Annotated in this window: 14 protein-coding genes and 1 other annotated feature; of the genes, 10 read left to right on the top strand and 4 right to left on the bottom strand. The window is 66.7% G+C overall.

All coding sequences use genetic code 11. The annotated features are described in order from the left end of the window. Window positions 1–43: 43 nt before the first annotated feature. Window positions 44–99 (top strand) — a sequence feature (sul1 is cis-regulatory element that is thought to sense ions involved in sulfur or methionine metabolism; They are found in Alphaproteobacteria). A 60-nt stretch (window positions 100–159) separates the two neighbouring features. From BoBH3_RS04320 to serA, 4 genes are all read left to right on the top strand, one after another. After that, window positions 160–1,644 carry a SulP family inorganic anion transporter gene (locus BoBH3_RS04320; RefSeq protein ID WP_262329502.1) on the top strand — a complete coding sequence of 495 codons (1,485 nt, stop codon included), beginning with the start codon at window positions 160–162 and terminating at the stop codon, window positions 1,642–1,644. A 206-nt stretch (window positions 1,645–1,850) separates the two neighbouring features. Next, the gene (locus BoBH3_RS04315) at window positions 1,851–2,831 is read left to right on the top strand and encodes an SPFH domain-containing protein (RefSeq protein WP_262329501.1); all 981 of its coding nucleotides are present in this window, start codon (window positions 1,851–1,853) and stop codon (window positions 2,829–2,831) included. A 12-nt stretch (window positions 2,832–2,843) separates the two neighbouring features. Further along, entirely contained in the window at window positions 2,844–3,290 is a 447-nt protein-coding gene (locus tag BoBH3_RS04310; protein ID WP_262329500.1) for an NfeD family protein, read from the top strand. A gap of 155 nt (window positions 3,291–3,445) precedes the next feature. Continuing rightward, window positions 3,446–4,705 carry a phosphoglycerate dehydrogenase gene (gene serA, locus BoBH3_RS04305; RefSeq protein WP_262329681.1) on the top strand — a complete coding sequence of 420 codons (1,260 nt, stop codon included), beginning with the start codon at window positions 3,446–3,448 and terminating at the stop codon, window positions 4,703–4,705. A gap of 15 nt (window positions 4,706–4,720) precedes the next feature. On the opposite strand, the gene BoBH3_RS04300 is transcribed toward serA, so the two are convergent. Further along, on the bottom strand, window positions 4,721–4,930 hold the full coding sequence (locus BoBH3_RS04300; protein WP_262329499.1) for a hypothetical protein: 210 nt from the start codon (window positions 4,928–4,930) through the stop codon (window positions 4,721–4,723). Window positions 4,931–5,123: 193 nt separating this feature from the next. Here BoBH3_RS04300 and BoBH3_RS04295 point away from each other — a divergent pair, with 193 nt between their 5' ends. Beyond that, the gene (locus BoBH3_RS04295; RefSeq protein WP_262329498.1) at window positions 5,124–6,116 is read left to right on the top strand and encodes an LLM class flavin-dependent oxidoreductase; all 993 of its coding nucleotides are present in this window, start codon (window positions 5,124–5,126) and stop codon (window positions 6,114–6,116) included. Between the two features lie 106 nt (window positions 6,117–6,222). Continuing rightward, window positions 6,223–6,672 carry a Fur family transcriptional regulator gene (locus BoBH3_RS04290; protein WP_262329497.1) on the top strand — a complete coding sequence of 150 codons (450 nt, stop codon included), beginning with the start codon at window positions 6,223–6,225 and terminating at the stop codon, window positions 6,670–6,672. On the opposite strand, the gene BoBH3_RS04285 is transcribed toward BoBH3_RS04290, so the two are convergent. Genes BoBH3_RS04285 through BoBH3_RS04275 form a run of 3 tightly spaced genes read right to left on the bottom strand, consistent with a single transcriptional unit; the run spans window position 6,673 to window position 9,607 of the window. Then, entirely contained in the window at window positions 6,673–7,635 is a 963-nt protein-coding gene (locus BoBH3_RS04285) for a glutathione S-transferase family protein (protein ID WP_262329496.1), read from the bottom strand. It lies immediately after the preceding gene. A 15-nt stretch (window positions 7,636–7,650) separates the two neighbouring features. Then, window positions 7,651–7,923, bottom strand: a complete 273-nt coding sequence (locus BoBH3_RS04280) for a GNAT family N-acetyltransferase (protein WP_262329495.1) — start codon at window positions 7,921–7,923, stop codon at window positions 7,651–7,653. 4 nt (window positions 7,924–7,927) lie between these two features. Continuing rightward, complete coding sequence (locus BoBH3_RS04275) at window positions 7,928–9,607, bottom strand: OpgD/OpgG family glucan biosynthesis protein (protein WP_262329494.1); 1,680 nt, start codon at window positions 9,605–9,607, stop codon at window positions 7,928–7,930. Between the two features lie 300 nt (window positions 9,608–9,907). Between BoBH3_RS04275 and BoBH3_RS04270 the strand changes: the two genes are divergently transcribed. The 4 genes from BoBH3_RS04270 (at window position 9,908) to BoBH3_RS04255 (ending at window position 14,527) form a co-directional block, all read left to right on the top strand. Beyond that, window positions 9,908–10,468: a glyoxalase superfamily protein gene (locus BoBH3_RS04270; RefSeq protein WP_262329493.1), complete on the top strand. Its 561-nt coding sequence runs from the start codon at window positions 9,908–9,910 to the stop codon at window positions 10,466–10,468. Between the two features lie 563 nt (window positions 10,469–11,031). Continuing rightward, the gene (locus tag BoBH3_RS04265; protein WP_262329492.1) at window positions 11,032–12,177 is read left to right on the top strand and encodes a type III PLP-dependent enzyme; all 1,146 of its coding nucleotides are present in this window, start codon (window positions 11,032–11,034) and stop codon (window positions 12,175–12,177) included. Window positions 12,178–12,404: 227 nt separating this feature from the next. After that, window positions 12,405–12,938, top strand: a complete 534-nt coding sequence (locus BoBH3_RS04260) for a GNAT family N-acetyltransferase (RefSeq protein ID WP_262329491.1) — start codon at window positions 12,405–12,407, stop codon at window positions 12,936–12,938. 152 nt (window positions 12,939–13,090) lie between these two features. Then, window positions 13,091–14,527, top strand: a complete 1,437-nt coding sequence (locus BoBH3_RS04255) for a homospermidine synthase (protein ID WP_262329490.1) — start codon at window positions 13,091–13,093, stop codon at window positions 14,525–14,527. Window positions 14,528–14,540: the final 13 nt, after the last annotated feature.

Raw genomic sequence — 14,540 nt, 5'->3', positions numbered from 1 at the left:
CCGTTGCAATGCAGCAACCGCTCGACTAGAGCTTCCTCATTCGCTCGGACCCGGTGCAAGCCCGGGTGGCTCTTCCGGCCGCCGATCCGCCGGACCACGCATTCGAGACGTTTGCTCCGTGCCGCGCACGGGCGCCGATCTCCCTGCGGATTCAAGCTTATGAACAGATATTCCGGACTCGCGCGCGAGTGGTTCGCGAACCCGCGCGCCGATGCGCTGTCGGGCATCGTCGTCGCGCTCGCCCTGATCCCCGAGGCGATCGGCTTCTCGGTCATCGCTGGCGTCGACCCCAAGGTCGGCCTCTATGCCTCGGTGGTGATCGCCATCGTCATCGCCTTCACCGGCGGCAGGCCCGCCATGATCTCGGCTGCCACCGCCGCCACGGCGGTGGTGATGGTCGATCTCGTGCGCGACCATGGCGTGCAGTATCTCTTCGCCGCGACGATCCTGATGGGCGTGCTGCAGATCGGCGCCGGTCTGCTCAAGCTCGGAAGGCTGATGCGCTTCGTCTCGCGCTCTGTCATGACCGGCTTCGTCAATGCGCTCGCCATCCTGATCTTCATGGCGCAGCTGCCGGAGCTGACGGGCGTGTCCGCAGCCACCTACGGGCTGATCGCGCTGGGCCTCGTCATCATCTACGGCTTCCCGCGCATCACGCGGGCCGTTCCCGCGCCGCTGGTCGCCATCGTCGTGGTCACGATCGTCTCCGTCGTCTTCAAGCTGGATGTCCGTGCCGTGGCCCAGCTCGGGGAGCTGCCCTCCGCCCTCCCATCCTTTGGCTGGCCCGAGGTTCCGTTCACCTTCGAGACGTTGCGGATCATCTTCCCCTTTGCGGCGACGCTGGCCGCGGTCGGGCTGCTGGAAAGCCTGCTGACGGCGCAGATCGTCGACGACATGACTGACAGCACCAGCAACAAGAGCCGCGAATGCGTCGGGCAAGGGCTGGCCAACATGACGTCGGCGGTGTTCGGCGGCATGGGCGGCTGTGCGATGATCGGCCAGTCGGTGATCAATGTCTCCTCGGGTGCGCGAGGGCGGCTCTCGACGCTGGTCGCCGGCGCCTTCCTGCTCGTCCTGCTGGTCCTGCTGCAGGATCTGCTCGCCATCGTGCCGGTCGCCGCGCTGACCGCGGTGATGATCATGGTGTCGGTCAACACGTTCCAGTGGCGCTCGCTGCTGCAGCTGCGCACCAACCCGCTGGCTTCCTCGGTTGTGATGCTCGCGACGGTGGCGGTGGTGGTCGCGACGAAGGATCTCGCCATCGGCGTGCTGGTTGGGGTGCTCCTGTCCGGCGTCTTTTTCGCCGGCAAGGTTTCGCGGCTCAGCCATGTCGTCTCGGAACTGTCCGAGGATGGGCGCGTCCGCACCTACCGGGTGACGGGGCAGGTCTTCTTCGCTTCGGCCGGCGCCTTCACGGAGTCGATCGATGTACTCGAGCCCGTCGAGCGGATCGTGATCGACGTCCACGCGGCCCATTTCTGGGATATTTCCGCCGTGGGCGCGCTCGATCGCGTCGTTCTCAAGGCACGCCGGAATGGGCGGGCCGTGGAGATCGTCGGTCTCAACGAAGCCAGCGCGACGATGGTCGAGCGCTTTGCGGCGCATGACAAGCCGGAGGGCGCTCCCGCTCCCGCCGCGCATTGAGGCAGCGGTAAAGTAGGTCGAAGCTTGGATCTACCGGGCGCGGGGAACCCTTCTCCCGAGTCGGAGAAGGGCAGGGATGAGGGACCGCCCTCGGACCAGTGAGGAAGGCATCGAGCACGCGGCGCCCTTGCATCCTCACGTCCCAGCCGCCAGTCTTGCGCCGCAACAGGCAGGGCTGGCGTCTCCGGCGCCGCGGGGGAAACAGCATGGATCTGTCGGGCTTCAATATCGCCGTCATCGTGATCGTCGCACTGGTCGTGCTGACGATTGCACGCGGCGTGCGGACCGTGCCGCAGGGCTACAACTATACCGTCGAGCGCTTCGGCCGCTATTCGCGCACGCTGAGCGCGGGGCTTGGCCTGATCGTGCCCTGGATCGACCGTATCGGGCACAAGGTGAACGTGATGGAGCAGGTGCTCGACATTCCCTCCCAGGAGGCGATCACCAAGGACAATGCGGGCGTCAGGATCGATGCCGCTGCCTTCTTCCAGGTGCTCGACGCGGCCAAGGCCTGCTACGAGGTGTCCTCGCTCAGCGACGCGCTGATGGTCCTGACCATGACCAATATCCGCACGGTCGTCGGCTCGATGGACCTCGACCAGCTGCTTTCGCACCGCGACGAGATCAACGAGCGGCTGCTCCGCGTCATGGATGCGGCCGCCTCGCCCTGGGGCGTCAAGGTGACGCGCATCGAGATCCGCGACATCCTGCCGCCAGCCGACATCGCCGGGGCGATGAACCGGCAGATGAAGGCCGAGCGCGAGAAGCGCGCCGCCGTGCTCGAGGCCGAAGGCCTGCGTCAGGCGGAGATCCTCAAGGCCGAGGGCCAGAAGCAGTCACAGATCCTTGCCGCCGAGGGCCGCAAGGAAGCGGCCTTGCGCGATGCCGAGGCGCGCGAGCGGTTGGCGCAGGCGGAGGCCGCCGCGACCGCCATGGTCTCCGAGGCGATCAGCAAGGGTGACATCCAGGCGGCCAACTTCCTGATTGCCGAGCGCTACACCGAGGCGCTGAAGGCGATTGCGAGCGGCAACAACAGCAAGGTCGTGATCGTGCCGATCGAGGCCGCTGCGCTCGCTGGCACGGTCGGCGGCATCGCGCAGCTCACCAAGGCGGTGTTCGGCGATGAAGCCGTCGCGACGCGCCGCAATGGCGGCTCGGTCCCGGTCTCCGGGCGAACCGGCGCCTGAGACGAGGTCGTCATGCTGGAAGGATTTGTCAATCTCGGTGGCTGGAGCTGGGCTATTCTCGGCCTCCTCCTGATCGGCGCGGAGATGCTGGCGCCGGGTATCTTCCTGATCTGGCTCGGGCTTGCAGCGCTGCTGACCGGGCTGGTCGTGGGCCTGTCAGGTATCGGCTGGCAGGCGGCGATGCTGGTCTTCGCCGCCCTGGCGGTGGCCTGCGTGATCGCCGGGCGGCTGCTGACGCGCCACAGGGGCGAGGAGCCCGACGCCGCCACCGGCCTCAACGATCGTGGCCGGCAGCTCGTCGGTAAGGTCTTCCGGCTGGAGGCGACTATGACCGGCGGCGAAGGCCGCATCCGGGTGGGGGATTCTTCCTGGCGCATCACCGGTCCGGAGCTTCTTGCAGGGAGTGAGGTCAGGGTCGTGCGTGTCGAGGGCGCGACGCTGGTGGTCGAGAAGGCGTAGAGCACGGGCCGATCAAGTTGAGGCAACCTGATCGGATCTGGCTCCAGGCGCGGCTGCCCTGCGCTGAAAGCGGTTGCCTCCCGCGCGGCGAGGACTATAGCAACCGCTCCCCCAATGGATCCTTCCAAGTGGATTCTTCCACCAGCGTGACGGCCATGACCAAGCTGAGCGAACGCCTTTCCCTCCCGAAGGACCGGATCAAGGTCCTGCTGCTGGAAGGCATCAACGATTCCGCCGTCGAGCTGCTGCAGCAGGCCGGCTACGTCAATATGGAGCGGCTGCCAAAGGCGCTCGACCGCGACGCGCTGGTAGAGGCGATCCAGGGTGTGCATGTGCTCGGCATCCGCTCGCGCACCCAGCTCACTCCGGAGATCTTCGCCGCGGCGGACAGGCTCTTCGCCGTCGGCTGCTTCTCTGTCGGCACCAATCAGGTCGATCTCGAAGCGGCGCGCCAGCGCGGCGTGCCGGTCTTCAACGCACCGTTCTCCAACACGCGCAGCGTCGCCGAATTGACCATCGGCGAGATCGTGATGCTGCTGCGCCGCATCCCGGACCGCTCGCGCGCGGCGCATGACGGCGGCTGGGACAAGTCGGCGGACGGCTCCTTCGAGGTGCGGGGCAAGACGCTCGGCATCGTCGGCTACGGCAATATCGGCAGCCAGCTCTCGACGCTGGCCGAGGCGATGGGCATGCGCGTGATCTATTTCGATCACACCGACCGGCTGCGCCACGGCAACACGGAGGCGGTCGGCAGCCTCAACGAGTTGCTCGGAACGGCGGATATCGTCTCGCTGCACGTTCCCGAGACGCCGCAGACCCACGGCATGATCGGGGCCGAGCAGCTCGCCCAGATGAACCGCGGCAGCTACCTCATCAACAATTCGCGCGGCACGGTGGTCGATCTCGAGGCTCTCGCCTCGGCGCTGAAGAGCGGCCATCTAGCGGGTGCTGCCGTCGACGTCTTCCCGGTCGAGCCCAAATCGAACAGCGAGCGCTTCGTCTCGCCGCTGCAGGGCTGCGCCAACGTCATCCTGACGCCGCATGTCGGTGGCTCGACCGAGGAGGCGCAGGAGCGCATCGGCGCCGAGGTGGCGCGCAAGCTCGTCGATTATTCCGATGTGGGCTCGACCGTGGGCGCGGTCAATTTCCCGCAGGTGCAGCTGCCGGCGCGCGCCATCGGCACGCGCTTCATCCATGTCCAGCGCAATGTGCCGGGCATGCTGCGCCGCCTCAACGACGTCTTCGCCAGCCGGCAGGTCAATATCGCCGCGCAGAACTACCAGACCGACGGCGAGGTCGGCTATGTCGTGATGGAGGCGGACGGCGTCTCCTCCGTCGAGGCACGCGACATCCTGCGCGAAATCCGCGCGCTCGACGGCACGATCCGCGCCCGCCTGCTCTATCAGCGGGACTGAGTTCCCGCAGCCGAATCAGGTCTTGGGCTTGTCGTCGCCCTTGCGTCCCTCAGCGGCGCCGGGCGTGACGGTGGCCTGAGCCGCGACAGGGTCGCTGGCCGGGAAAGTGTCTTCCAGCGCCTGGTCGAGCAGCGCGTCCTTGCCGTGCTCACGCTCGGCCTTGCGCTGCTCCTTCTGCTCCTTGCGCAGACTTTCCTTCGCCGGGTTGTGGTGGCTCGTATGCATGGTCCTTCCCTCCAGCTCAAAAATTGAAGCTCTCCAGCAAGCAACGCAGCGGCCGCTTCCTCGTTCCGCCAGAACGTCAGCGCAGGCGCGCCATGACGATGCGGCGCCGCCTCTGGAACGTGGTGGGGAACCTTCCCATCTGGTGAAGTCCTGCCTCTCGCGCCGGCTCCGGCGCCAGCCCTGAGGATCCGACATGGTCGCGATCTCCGTCCTCGACCTCGTCCCCGTCATCGAAGGGGAGGGGCCTCGGGAAGCACTGCTGAAGTCGATCGACCTCGCGCGCCACGCCGAGCGGCTGGGCTTCACGCGCTACTGGGTGGCCGAGCATCACAACATGGTCGGCATCGCCAGCGCCGCGACCTCCGTCGTGATCGGGCAGCTCGCCGCCGCGACCAGCACGATGCGGATCGGGGCGGGGGGCATCATGCTGCCCAACCATGCGCCGCTCGTGATCGCCGAGCAGTTCGGCACGCTGGAGGCGCTCTTTCCGGGCCGCATCGATCTCGGCCTCGGCCGGGCGCCCGGCACCGACCAGCTGACCCTGCGGGCGCTGCGTCGCAGCCCGATGTCGTCCGACAGCTTTCCGCAGGACGTGCTGGAGCTGCAGGCGCTGTTCGCGCCGGCCGGGCCGAATCAGGCGATCCGCGCCGTGCCCGGCGAGGGCTCGAACGTGCCGCTCTGGATCCTGGGGTCGAGCCTGTTCGGCGCCCAGCTCGCGGCCGAGCTCGGCTTGCCCTACAGCTTCGCCTCGCACTTCGCTCCGGACGCGCTGATGCAGGCGCTCGCCGTCTATCGCGAGCGCTTCAAGCCGTCCGAGCAGCTTGCGACGCCCCATGCCATGCCGGGAATCAACATCGTCGCGGCCGATACCGACGAGGAGGCGCAGTATCTCGCGAGCTCGCTGCAGCAGCGTTTCGTCGGCATGGTGCGCGGCGCGCGCGGCAAGCTGCAGCCGCCGATCGCAGATATGGAGAGCTACTGGACCCCCGCCGAGAAGGGGCATGTCCGGCAGATGCTGCGCTATGCCTTCATCGGCTCGCCCGAGACCTTGAAGCGCACGCTCGGTGAATTCGTCCGCGACACGCAGGCCGACGAGATCATGGTCACGGCGCCGATCTACGATCACGACAAGCGCAAGCGCTCCTTCGAGCTGGTCGCCGGCATCGCGGCGGAGCTGGGCCGATAGGCAGAAGCCCACGCAATTACGCGTCGCCAGCGTCGATGCTGCAAATGAAAATGATGTTCATCTAGCTGCTTTTGCAATTACGCGCGTGCATTGCTATGGGCAGGTCATGACCGAAGTCGACCGGCGCGTTGCTGATTTCGAGAGCCAGCTCAAGGGAGCCGGGCTGCGCATGACGCAGCAGCGGCGGCTGATCCTGCGCGTTCTGGCCGAGGCGGACGACCATCCCGACGCGAAGGGCATCTTTACTCGCGCCTTCGCGCTCGATCCGACGCTGTCGCTCTCGACCGTTTACCGCACGATGAAGGTGCTGGAATCGCAAGGGGCGATCGAGCGCCATGCCTTCGAGGACGGAATCTCGCGCTACGAGCACGCCGACCAGGAGCATCACGACCACCTGATCGACATCGATTCGGGCGAGGTGATCGAGTTCTCCTCGGATGCGATCGAGGAGCTGCAGCGGCGCATCGCGGCCGAGCTCGGCTACGATCTGGTCCGCCACCGGCTGGAGCTCTACGGCCGCAAGAAGCAGCCGGCGCGCAAGGGCGGCCGGAAGTAATCAGATCCCGAGCAGCGCGCTCATGTCCGGCCCGACCGGCACGATTCCCGTCGGATTGATCGTGCGGTGGCTCTCGTAATAATGCCCCTTGATATGGGCGAAGTTCACGGTCTCCGCGACGCCCTCGACATGGTAGAGCGCGCGCAGATAGGCCGAGAGCCGCGGATAGTCGGCGATGCGCCGGATGTTGCACTTGAAATGCCCGACATAGACCGGGTCGAAGCGAATCAGCGTGGTGAAGAGACGCCAGTCGGCCTCGGTCAGGCTGCCGCCGGTGAGGTAGCGACGCGAGCCCAGCCGCTCCTCCAGCCAGTCCAGCGTCTCGAAGAGCGGCTTGAGCGCTTCCTCATAGGCGTCCTGCGTGGTGGCGAAGCCGGCCTTGTAGACGCCATTGTTGACCGTGCCGTAGATGCGCTCGTTCAGCGCGTCGATCTCGGGGCGCAGCGCCTCGGGATAGTAGTCACCGGGCTTGGCCCCGACGCCGTCGAAGGCCGCGTTCAGCATGCGGATGATCTCGGAGGATTCGTTGCTGACGATCGTGCCCTCCTGCCTGTCCCAGAGCACCGGCACGGTGACGCGGCCGGAATATTGCGGGTCGGCGCGGGTATAGATTTCGTGCAGGAAGTGCGCACCGCCGAACGGGTCCGGCACCACGCCTTCACCGGGCGCGAAGGTCCAACCGTTCTCGGCCATCAGCCAGTGCACGACCGAGACGGAGATCGCGTCCTCGAGCCCTTTCAGCTTGCGGAAGATCAGGGTGCGATGGGCCCAGGGGCAGGCGAGCGAGACATAGAGATGGTAGCGGCCGGGCTGCGCCCTGAAGCCGCCCTTGCCGCTCGGCCCGGCTGAGCCGTCTGCCGTGACCCAGTTGCGGAAGGCGCTTTCCGAGCGGACGAAGCGCCCGCCGCTCTTGGCCGTGTCGTACCACTGGTCCTGCCAGCGCCCGTCGACGAGCAATCCCATCGCTTAAGTCTCCGCTCAGCCGTCGACGATATCGTCGTATTCGGGGTGGCGGGCGATCCATTCCTTCAGGAACGGGCAACGGATCACCGCCTTGCGCCCGCTCGCCCTGATCTGGTCGAGCACGCCCTTGGCCAGCCGCGAGCCGATGCCCTGGCCGGAGAATTCAGAGGGAACCTCGGTGTGAAGCAGCACGAGGCGGTTGCCGTCGCGCTGATAGGCGACGAGCGCTGTGCCGCCGTCGAGCGACAGCTCGAAACGGTTCTCCTCGGGCTTCTCGACGACGTCCATCGCGTCACTCCTTGGCGGGTGGCTGCGCCGGCTGCGGTTCGGCCGCCGGTTGCGGGGCCGGCTGTGGCTGGGCCGGCGGTTCCCTCAGCTGCACGCGCCAGGGATAGCTCCAGGTTTCGGTCAGCGTCTTGTTGCCGCTCTTCAGGAAGGCGCGCATCTCGGCGGTCTGGCCGGGCTCGACCACGATGTCGATGAAGGCCCGGAAGCCGTCGGTCTTGCGGTTGGGCAAGATATAGGCGCGGTCGATCCGGCCATAGGCGATCGAGGGCACGATCTCGACCTTCTCCGGCTGGCGCAGGTGATAGTCGAGGTCGCCGCCGGCGAAGTCGACGATGAAACGGCGGGCGCCGTCGGTCACAGGCTCGCCCGAGACGAGCGCCTTGGGCCGGGCCTGATAGGTGTTGATCACCCGCCCGCCCGGATGCAGGTCGCTGCTGTCCAGCATCGCAGTGAGCTTGTAGGCGAAGGAAAATTCGCGGCCGGGCTCCAGCGTGGTCTTCGGTGCCCAGAAGGCGGCGATGTTGTCGCTGGTCTCGTCGGTGGTCGGCATTTCGACCAGCTCGATGACACCCTCGCCCCAGTCGCCCTGCGGCTGGATCCAGTAGGACGGCCTGAGCTCATAGGCGAGGTCGAGGTCCTGATAGTGCTCGAAGGTGCGGTCCCGCTGCATCAGGCCGAAGCCGCGCGGATTGCGTTCGACGAAGGAGGAGGTGGCCGGTTGCCGTGGGTTGCGCAGCGGTCGCCAGATCCATTCGCCACTGCCGGAATGGATCATCAGCCCGTCCGAATCGTGCAACTCCATGCGGTAGTCGTCGAAGGAGCGCCGGTCGTTCTCCCCGGCGAGGAACATGGAGGTCAGCGGGGCGAGGCCGATCTTCTCGATCGGCTTGCGGGGGAACAGCGTCGCGAAGATGTCCACCACGGTGTCGAGATCGGGATAGATGGCGAAGCTGTAGGCGCCGGTGACGGAAGGTGAATCGAGCAGGGCGTGGACGATGACGCGATCCGCGTCCGCCGTCGGGGCCTCGACCCAGAACTCGCGGAAGACCGGGAATTCCTCGTTGCCGGTCCCGGTCCCGATCGCAAGCCCGCGCGCCGAGAGCCCGTAGCGCTGGCCGCGCCCCAGCACGCGAAAATTGCTCGCGCCGATGAAGGAGATCAGCTCGTCGAGGACGCGTGGGTCATTGAGCGCATGGTGTAGGCGGAAGCCGGCGAAGCCCAGATTGACCGGCAGCGGCTTCTCGAACTTCAGCTTGCCGTAGTCGAAGAGGTTGGCCCCGTAGGGCACCGGCGTCGGTACGCCGTCGCGCACCACGTTCACCGTCACAGGCCGGTTGAACATGAAGCCGGGATGGAACAGCTGCATGCGGAAGGGCGAGCCGTTCTGCGCGAGCAGCGCCCGCTCCGGCCGGAAGCGGATGTCCCGCCAGGAATCGAAGTCGAGCCGCGCCAGAGGCTCGGGAAGGGCTGGAACAGGCTCATAGGGAACGGCGGCGATCTCGCGGGCCCGGCGCTGCACATCCTCATAGCCGAAGCGCGGCTGCGGCGCGGCGTTCTGCGGCGGCGGAGCCTGCGGAGGCGTCTGCGGCTGTGGCTGTTGGGCGAGCAGCACGGAGGGCGCGGCCGACAGGCCGAGCGCGGCTGCCAATCCGCCCAGGACGCGGCGGCGGTCGGTGGTGGTCATGGATGGTCCGTCTTCTGGTCGTACACGTCAGTTGATCGCCGCAGCGCGTGACTTAAGGCCATGAAATGGGGCTGGTCTAGGGCCTGTCTGCGACGCGGGCGGCGCGGCCTTCCGAGATTGACAATCCACGATGTCGCAGCGAGCTTCGCGATCGGCCGGATGCGGCCAGCCGCTCGCGCCCGAAAGGGCATGGTGAACGCATCCTCAGACAGTTGATGTCCTGATCCCGATCGACTCCTGGACGGATGTCGGCAAGGCGAGCCCCGATGATCGGCCGTCCGAGCGAGAAGGATCACGACCATGCGGAATTTCCGCGATGCCAAGCTCATGGCGAAGAGCCTGCGGGCGGCCATGGCCGACCGGCGGGTGCCGCTCAGCCATTCCGAGACCCTCGAGATCGTGGCGCGCCAGTTTGGCTATGACGACTGGAACGTGCTGGCGGCGAAGATCGACGAGGCGGCGCCCGATGCGGGTGCCGACACGGCGCAGGATGCCGTGCGCCTCCAGATGGGCATACCCATCATGCGCATCTTCGACGAGGCGAAGGCGAAGGAGTTCTATCTCGGGTTCCTGGGCTTCGAGATGGACTGGGACCATCGCTTCGCGCCCAGCCTGCCGTTGTACATGCAGGTCTCGCGCTCCGGGCTGAAGCTTCACCTCTCTGAGCATCATGGCGACGCCAGCCCGGGCTCGACCGTCTTCGTCTGGATGGAGGGCATCGACGCCTATCGGGCCGAGCTGATCGGCAAGCATTATTCCTATTCGCGGCCGGGCATCCACGAGGATGGGCCGGGCGGGCGGACACTCGAAGTGCCGGACCCGTTCGGCAACAGAATCCGGTTCTGCGAGAAGCGTAGCTAAGCTCAGAGCCGGCGCAGCTTTTTCCGCTTTTTTCCGCTGCGGATCGGCTATGCAAAAAAATGCGGCTTCGGGCTCACAAAACACTTGTGGTCCGGGGTCGCTATCCGTATATCGCGTTCACCCAATTCGCACGTGCCTGTGGCCGCGTGCTGGTCGGTGGGCATCCGGACAAGAGGCCGGACAGCCGCCAGGGGATTGGAAGACGGATGGAGGGGATGGACATCCCTCAAATCACGCTTCCCGGTTCTCGCAAGAGAACTGCTCCCCGACACAGACCGGCAGCCGGAGGCAAAACCGGCGAACCCCGAATCTCCACGGGGGACGCAGCTTAAAGCAACGACGGAGCGGGCTTTTTTGGTCTCGTTGGTCCTCCAAAGGCCAACACCGAAGAGGCTTGTCCTTCATTGCCGGCCGTGCGGGGTCTTCCCCTATCGAACGGTGTTTCGGGTCCGGACGTTTCGTCCGCTGTCCTTGGCGTCTCCATCGCGCCTCGGTCCGCGAACGTTTCATCCGGCGCTATGCATCGCATCGGCGCCGCTTGCGCCGCAGGGGAGTCGCGTCTCATGACCGACCGCATCCGAGATTTTCTGCGCACCCGCCGTGAGGACGGGCCTTGCGTCGTCATCGACCTCGATGTCGTGCGCGAGAACTATCATGCCTTCTCCCGCGCCCTGCCGGACACCCGCGTCTTCTACGCGGTGAAGGCGAACCCGGCGCCGGAGGTGCTCGCGCTCCTGGCCAAGCTCGGCTCCTGCTTCGATTGCGCCTCGGTCGTCGAGATCGAGCTCGCGCTCGCGGCCGGCGCCACGGCTGATCGCATCTCCTTCGGCAACACGATCAAGAAGGAGCGCGACGTCGTGCGCGCCATGGAGCTCGGCGTGCGCCTCTTCGCCGTCGACTGCACGGCCGAGGTCGAGAAGGTCGCCCGCTCGGCGGACAAGACCGGCGTCGCCGATGCGCGCATCTTCTGCCGCATCCTCTGCGACGGCGCCGGCGCCGACTGGCCGCTCTCGCGCAAGTTCGGCTGCGTGCCCGAGATGGCCGCGGACGTGCTTGAGCATGGCCATCGCCTGGGCCTGCAGGCCTATGGCATCTCGTTCCATGTCGGCTCGCAGCAGGCGAATGTGAACGCCTGGGATTCGGCGCTCGCTTCTGCCTCCGAGGTCTTCAAGGAGTGCGCCACCCGCGGTCTGTCGCTGTCGATGGTCAACCTCGGCGGCGGCTTCCCGGCGCGCTACCTGAAGCCGATTCCGGGCGTGCCCTCCTATGGCGACGCGATCTTCCGGGCGCTGTCGAAGCATTTCGGCAACCAGCTGCCCGAGACGATCATCGAGCCGGGCCGCGGCATGGTCGGCGAGGCCGGCCTGATCGAGGCCGAGGTCGTGCTGATCTCGAAGAAGGCCGAGAGCGACGATGTGCGCTGGGTCTATCTCGACATCGGCAAGTTCAACGGTCTCGCCGAGACCATGGACGAGGCGATCCGCTACCCCATCCGCACCGTGCGCGATGGCGATGCGACCGTCCCGTGCGTGCTCGCCGGCCCGACCTGCGACTCGGTCGACGTCATGTACGAGAAGACCCCGTACATGCTGCCCTTCTCGCTGGAGATCGGCGACAAGGTGCTGATCGAGGGCACGGGCGCCTATACGACGACCTATTCGGCCGTCGCCTTCAACGGCTTCCCGCCGCTGAGGCAGTACGTCATCTGACGTTAGGAGGGAGCGGACCGCTCCCTCCTGATCAATCGGGTCCGGCGAAGCGCCCTGCGAAATCAGGCCGTCCAAAGAATCTGGGCGGAGCGACTGTGCATCCCAAGGATCGGGATCGCAGCCGTGGCTCCCGCCGGACCCCTCTTCCCCACATCGTTCCATTGTGGCCGCGCTCGCGCGGCGCCGGGTAGGTCCATGAGGATGGGCGCTCCGGCCGGAGGTGCGTCATGATCACGATCCGCGACGAAGTCGTTGCCGACATTCCCGCCCGCGAGGCGCTGCTCGACCGCTGCCTGGGCGAGCGCCGCACCGCCAAGTCGAGCGAGCGCCTGCGCGAAGGCCGGCGGCCGGCCGATGGTCTGGCGCTGACCGCCGAGCGCGATGGCGAGGTCATCGGCACCGTCCGCCTCTGGCATGTCGAGGCCGCTGGCGTGCCGGCGCTCATGCTCGGCCCGCTCGCGGTCAAGCCCGAACTGCAGGGCGAGGGCCTCGGCAAGACGCTGATGCGCGAGGCGCTCTGGCGCGCGGCCTGCCGCGGGCACGGCGCCGTCATCCTCGTCGGCGACGCGCCCTATTATGCGCGCTTCGGCTTCGACGCCGCGCTGACGCGGGATCTCGCCATGCCCGGCCCGGTCGAGCGCGAGCGCTTCCTCGCCATCGAATTGCGCGACGGCGCGCTCGACGGCGCGCAGGGCGTCCTCGTCGCGGCGGGTGAGCATGGCGCTGCCGTCGCTGCGCCGAAGGTGGCCAAGGCCGCCTGACGCCAGCTTTCAATCGTCATCGCGCCGTCATCGCCCGGCGCTTTCCATGCGGCGCGCCGCGTGGAGGGTGCTTGCCGCGATTGACGGCGCGATTTTGCGCCCATAACCAGCTTCAACCGCTTTTTGACCTACGAACCCAGGAGTTTGGAAGAATGACGAATTGGCCCGTCTACGGCGAGATCACCGGCCCGATCGTGATGATCGGCTTCGGCTCGATCGGCCGCGGTACGCTGCCGCTGATCGAACGGCATCTCAAGTTCGACAAGAGCCGTTTCGTCGTCATCGCTCCCGACGATCAGAACCGCCACCTGCTTGATGAACGCGGCATCCGCTTCATCCAGGAGGCGGTCACCATCGACAATTACAAGACGATGCTCGAGCCGCTGCTGACCGCCGGCGGCGGGCAGGGCTTCTGCGTCAACCTCTCCTGCGACACCGGCTCGCGCGACATCATGGAGTTCTGCTCTAGCCTGGGCGCGCTCTATATCGACACGGTCAATGAGCCCTGGCTCGGCTTCTATTTCGACGAGACCAAAGGCCCGGGCGAGCGCTCGAACTATGCGCTGCGCGAGATGACGCTGGCCGCCAAGCGCGCCCGTCCGCCCGGCTCGACGACGGCCGTGTCCTGCTGCGGCGCCAATCCCGGCATGGCCTCCTGGCTCGCCAAGAAGGCTTTGCTGAACGTCGCGGCCGATATGCGCCTCAACGTGCCGCAGCCGAAGACCCGGGAGGAATGGGCCGGGCTGATGAAGCAGGTCGGCGTCAAGGGCATCCATATCGCCGAGCGCGACACACAGCGTTCGCGCAACGCGAAGCCGCCGGGCGTCTTCGTCAACACCTGGTCGGTCGAGGGCTTCATCTCCGAAGGCGTGCAGCCGGCGGAGCTGGGCTGGGGTACCCATGAGAAGTGGATGCCGGACAATGCCCGCACCCACGAAGCCGGCTCGCAGGCGGCGATCTACCTGATGCAGGCCGGCGCCGAGACCAAGGTCAGGAGCTGGTGCCCGACGCCGGGGCCGCAATACGGCTTCCTGGTGACGCATAACGAATCGATCTCGATCGCCGACTACTTCACCGTGCGCGACGAGAGCGGAAAGGCGATCTATCGGCCCACCTGCCACTACGCCTATCACCCCGCGAACGACGCCGTGCTCTCCCTGCACGAGATGTTCGGCAATGCCGGTCGCCCGCAGGAGGAGCATCACATCCTCGAGGAGGACGAGGTCATCGACGGCATCGATGAGCTCGGCGTGCTGCTCTACGGCCACGACAAGGGCGCCTACTGGTTCGGCTCGCAGCTCTCGACCGAGGAGACGCGCAAGCTCGCGCCCTACCAGACCGCGACCGGGCTGCAGGTCACCTCCGCTGTCCTCGCCGGCATGGTCTGGGCGCTGGAGAACCCTAAGGCCGGCATCGTCGAGGTCGAGGAGATGGACCTCGACCGCTGCCTCGGGATCCAGCTGCCCTATCTCGGCCCGGTGAAGGGCTATTACACGGATTGGACGCCGCTCGATGGCCGGCCGGGGCTGTTCCCCGAGGACATCGACACCAGCGATCCCTGGCAGTTCAGGAATATTCTGGTCCGCTGACCAAGCGCGTCAT

This window comes from Allobosea sp. BH3 (assembly GCF_025499465.1).
In the GTDB taxonomy this organism is placed as follows: domain Bacteria; phylum Pseudomonadota; class Alphaproteobacteria; order Rhizobiales; family Beijerinckiaceae; genus Allobosea.
Note: the sequence above shows the minus strand (reverse complement) of the source record. Positions and strands in the feature narration are given on the sequence as shown.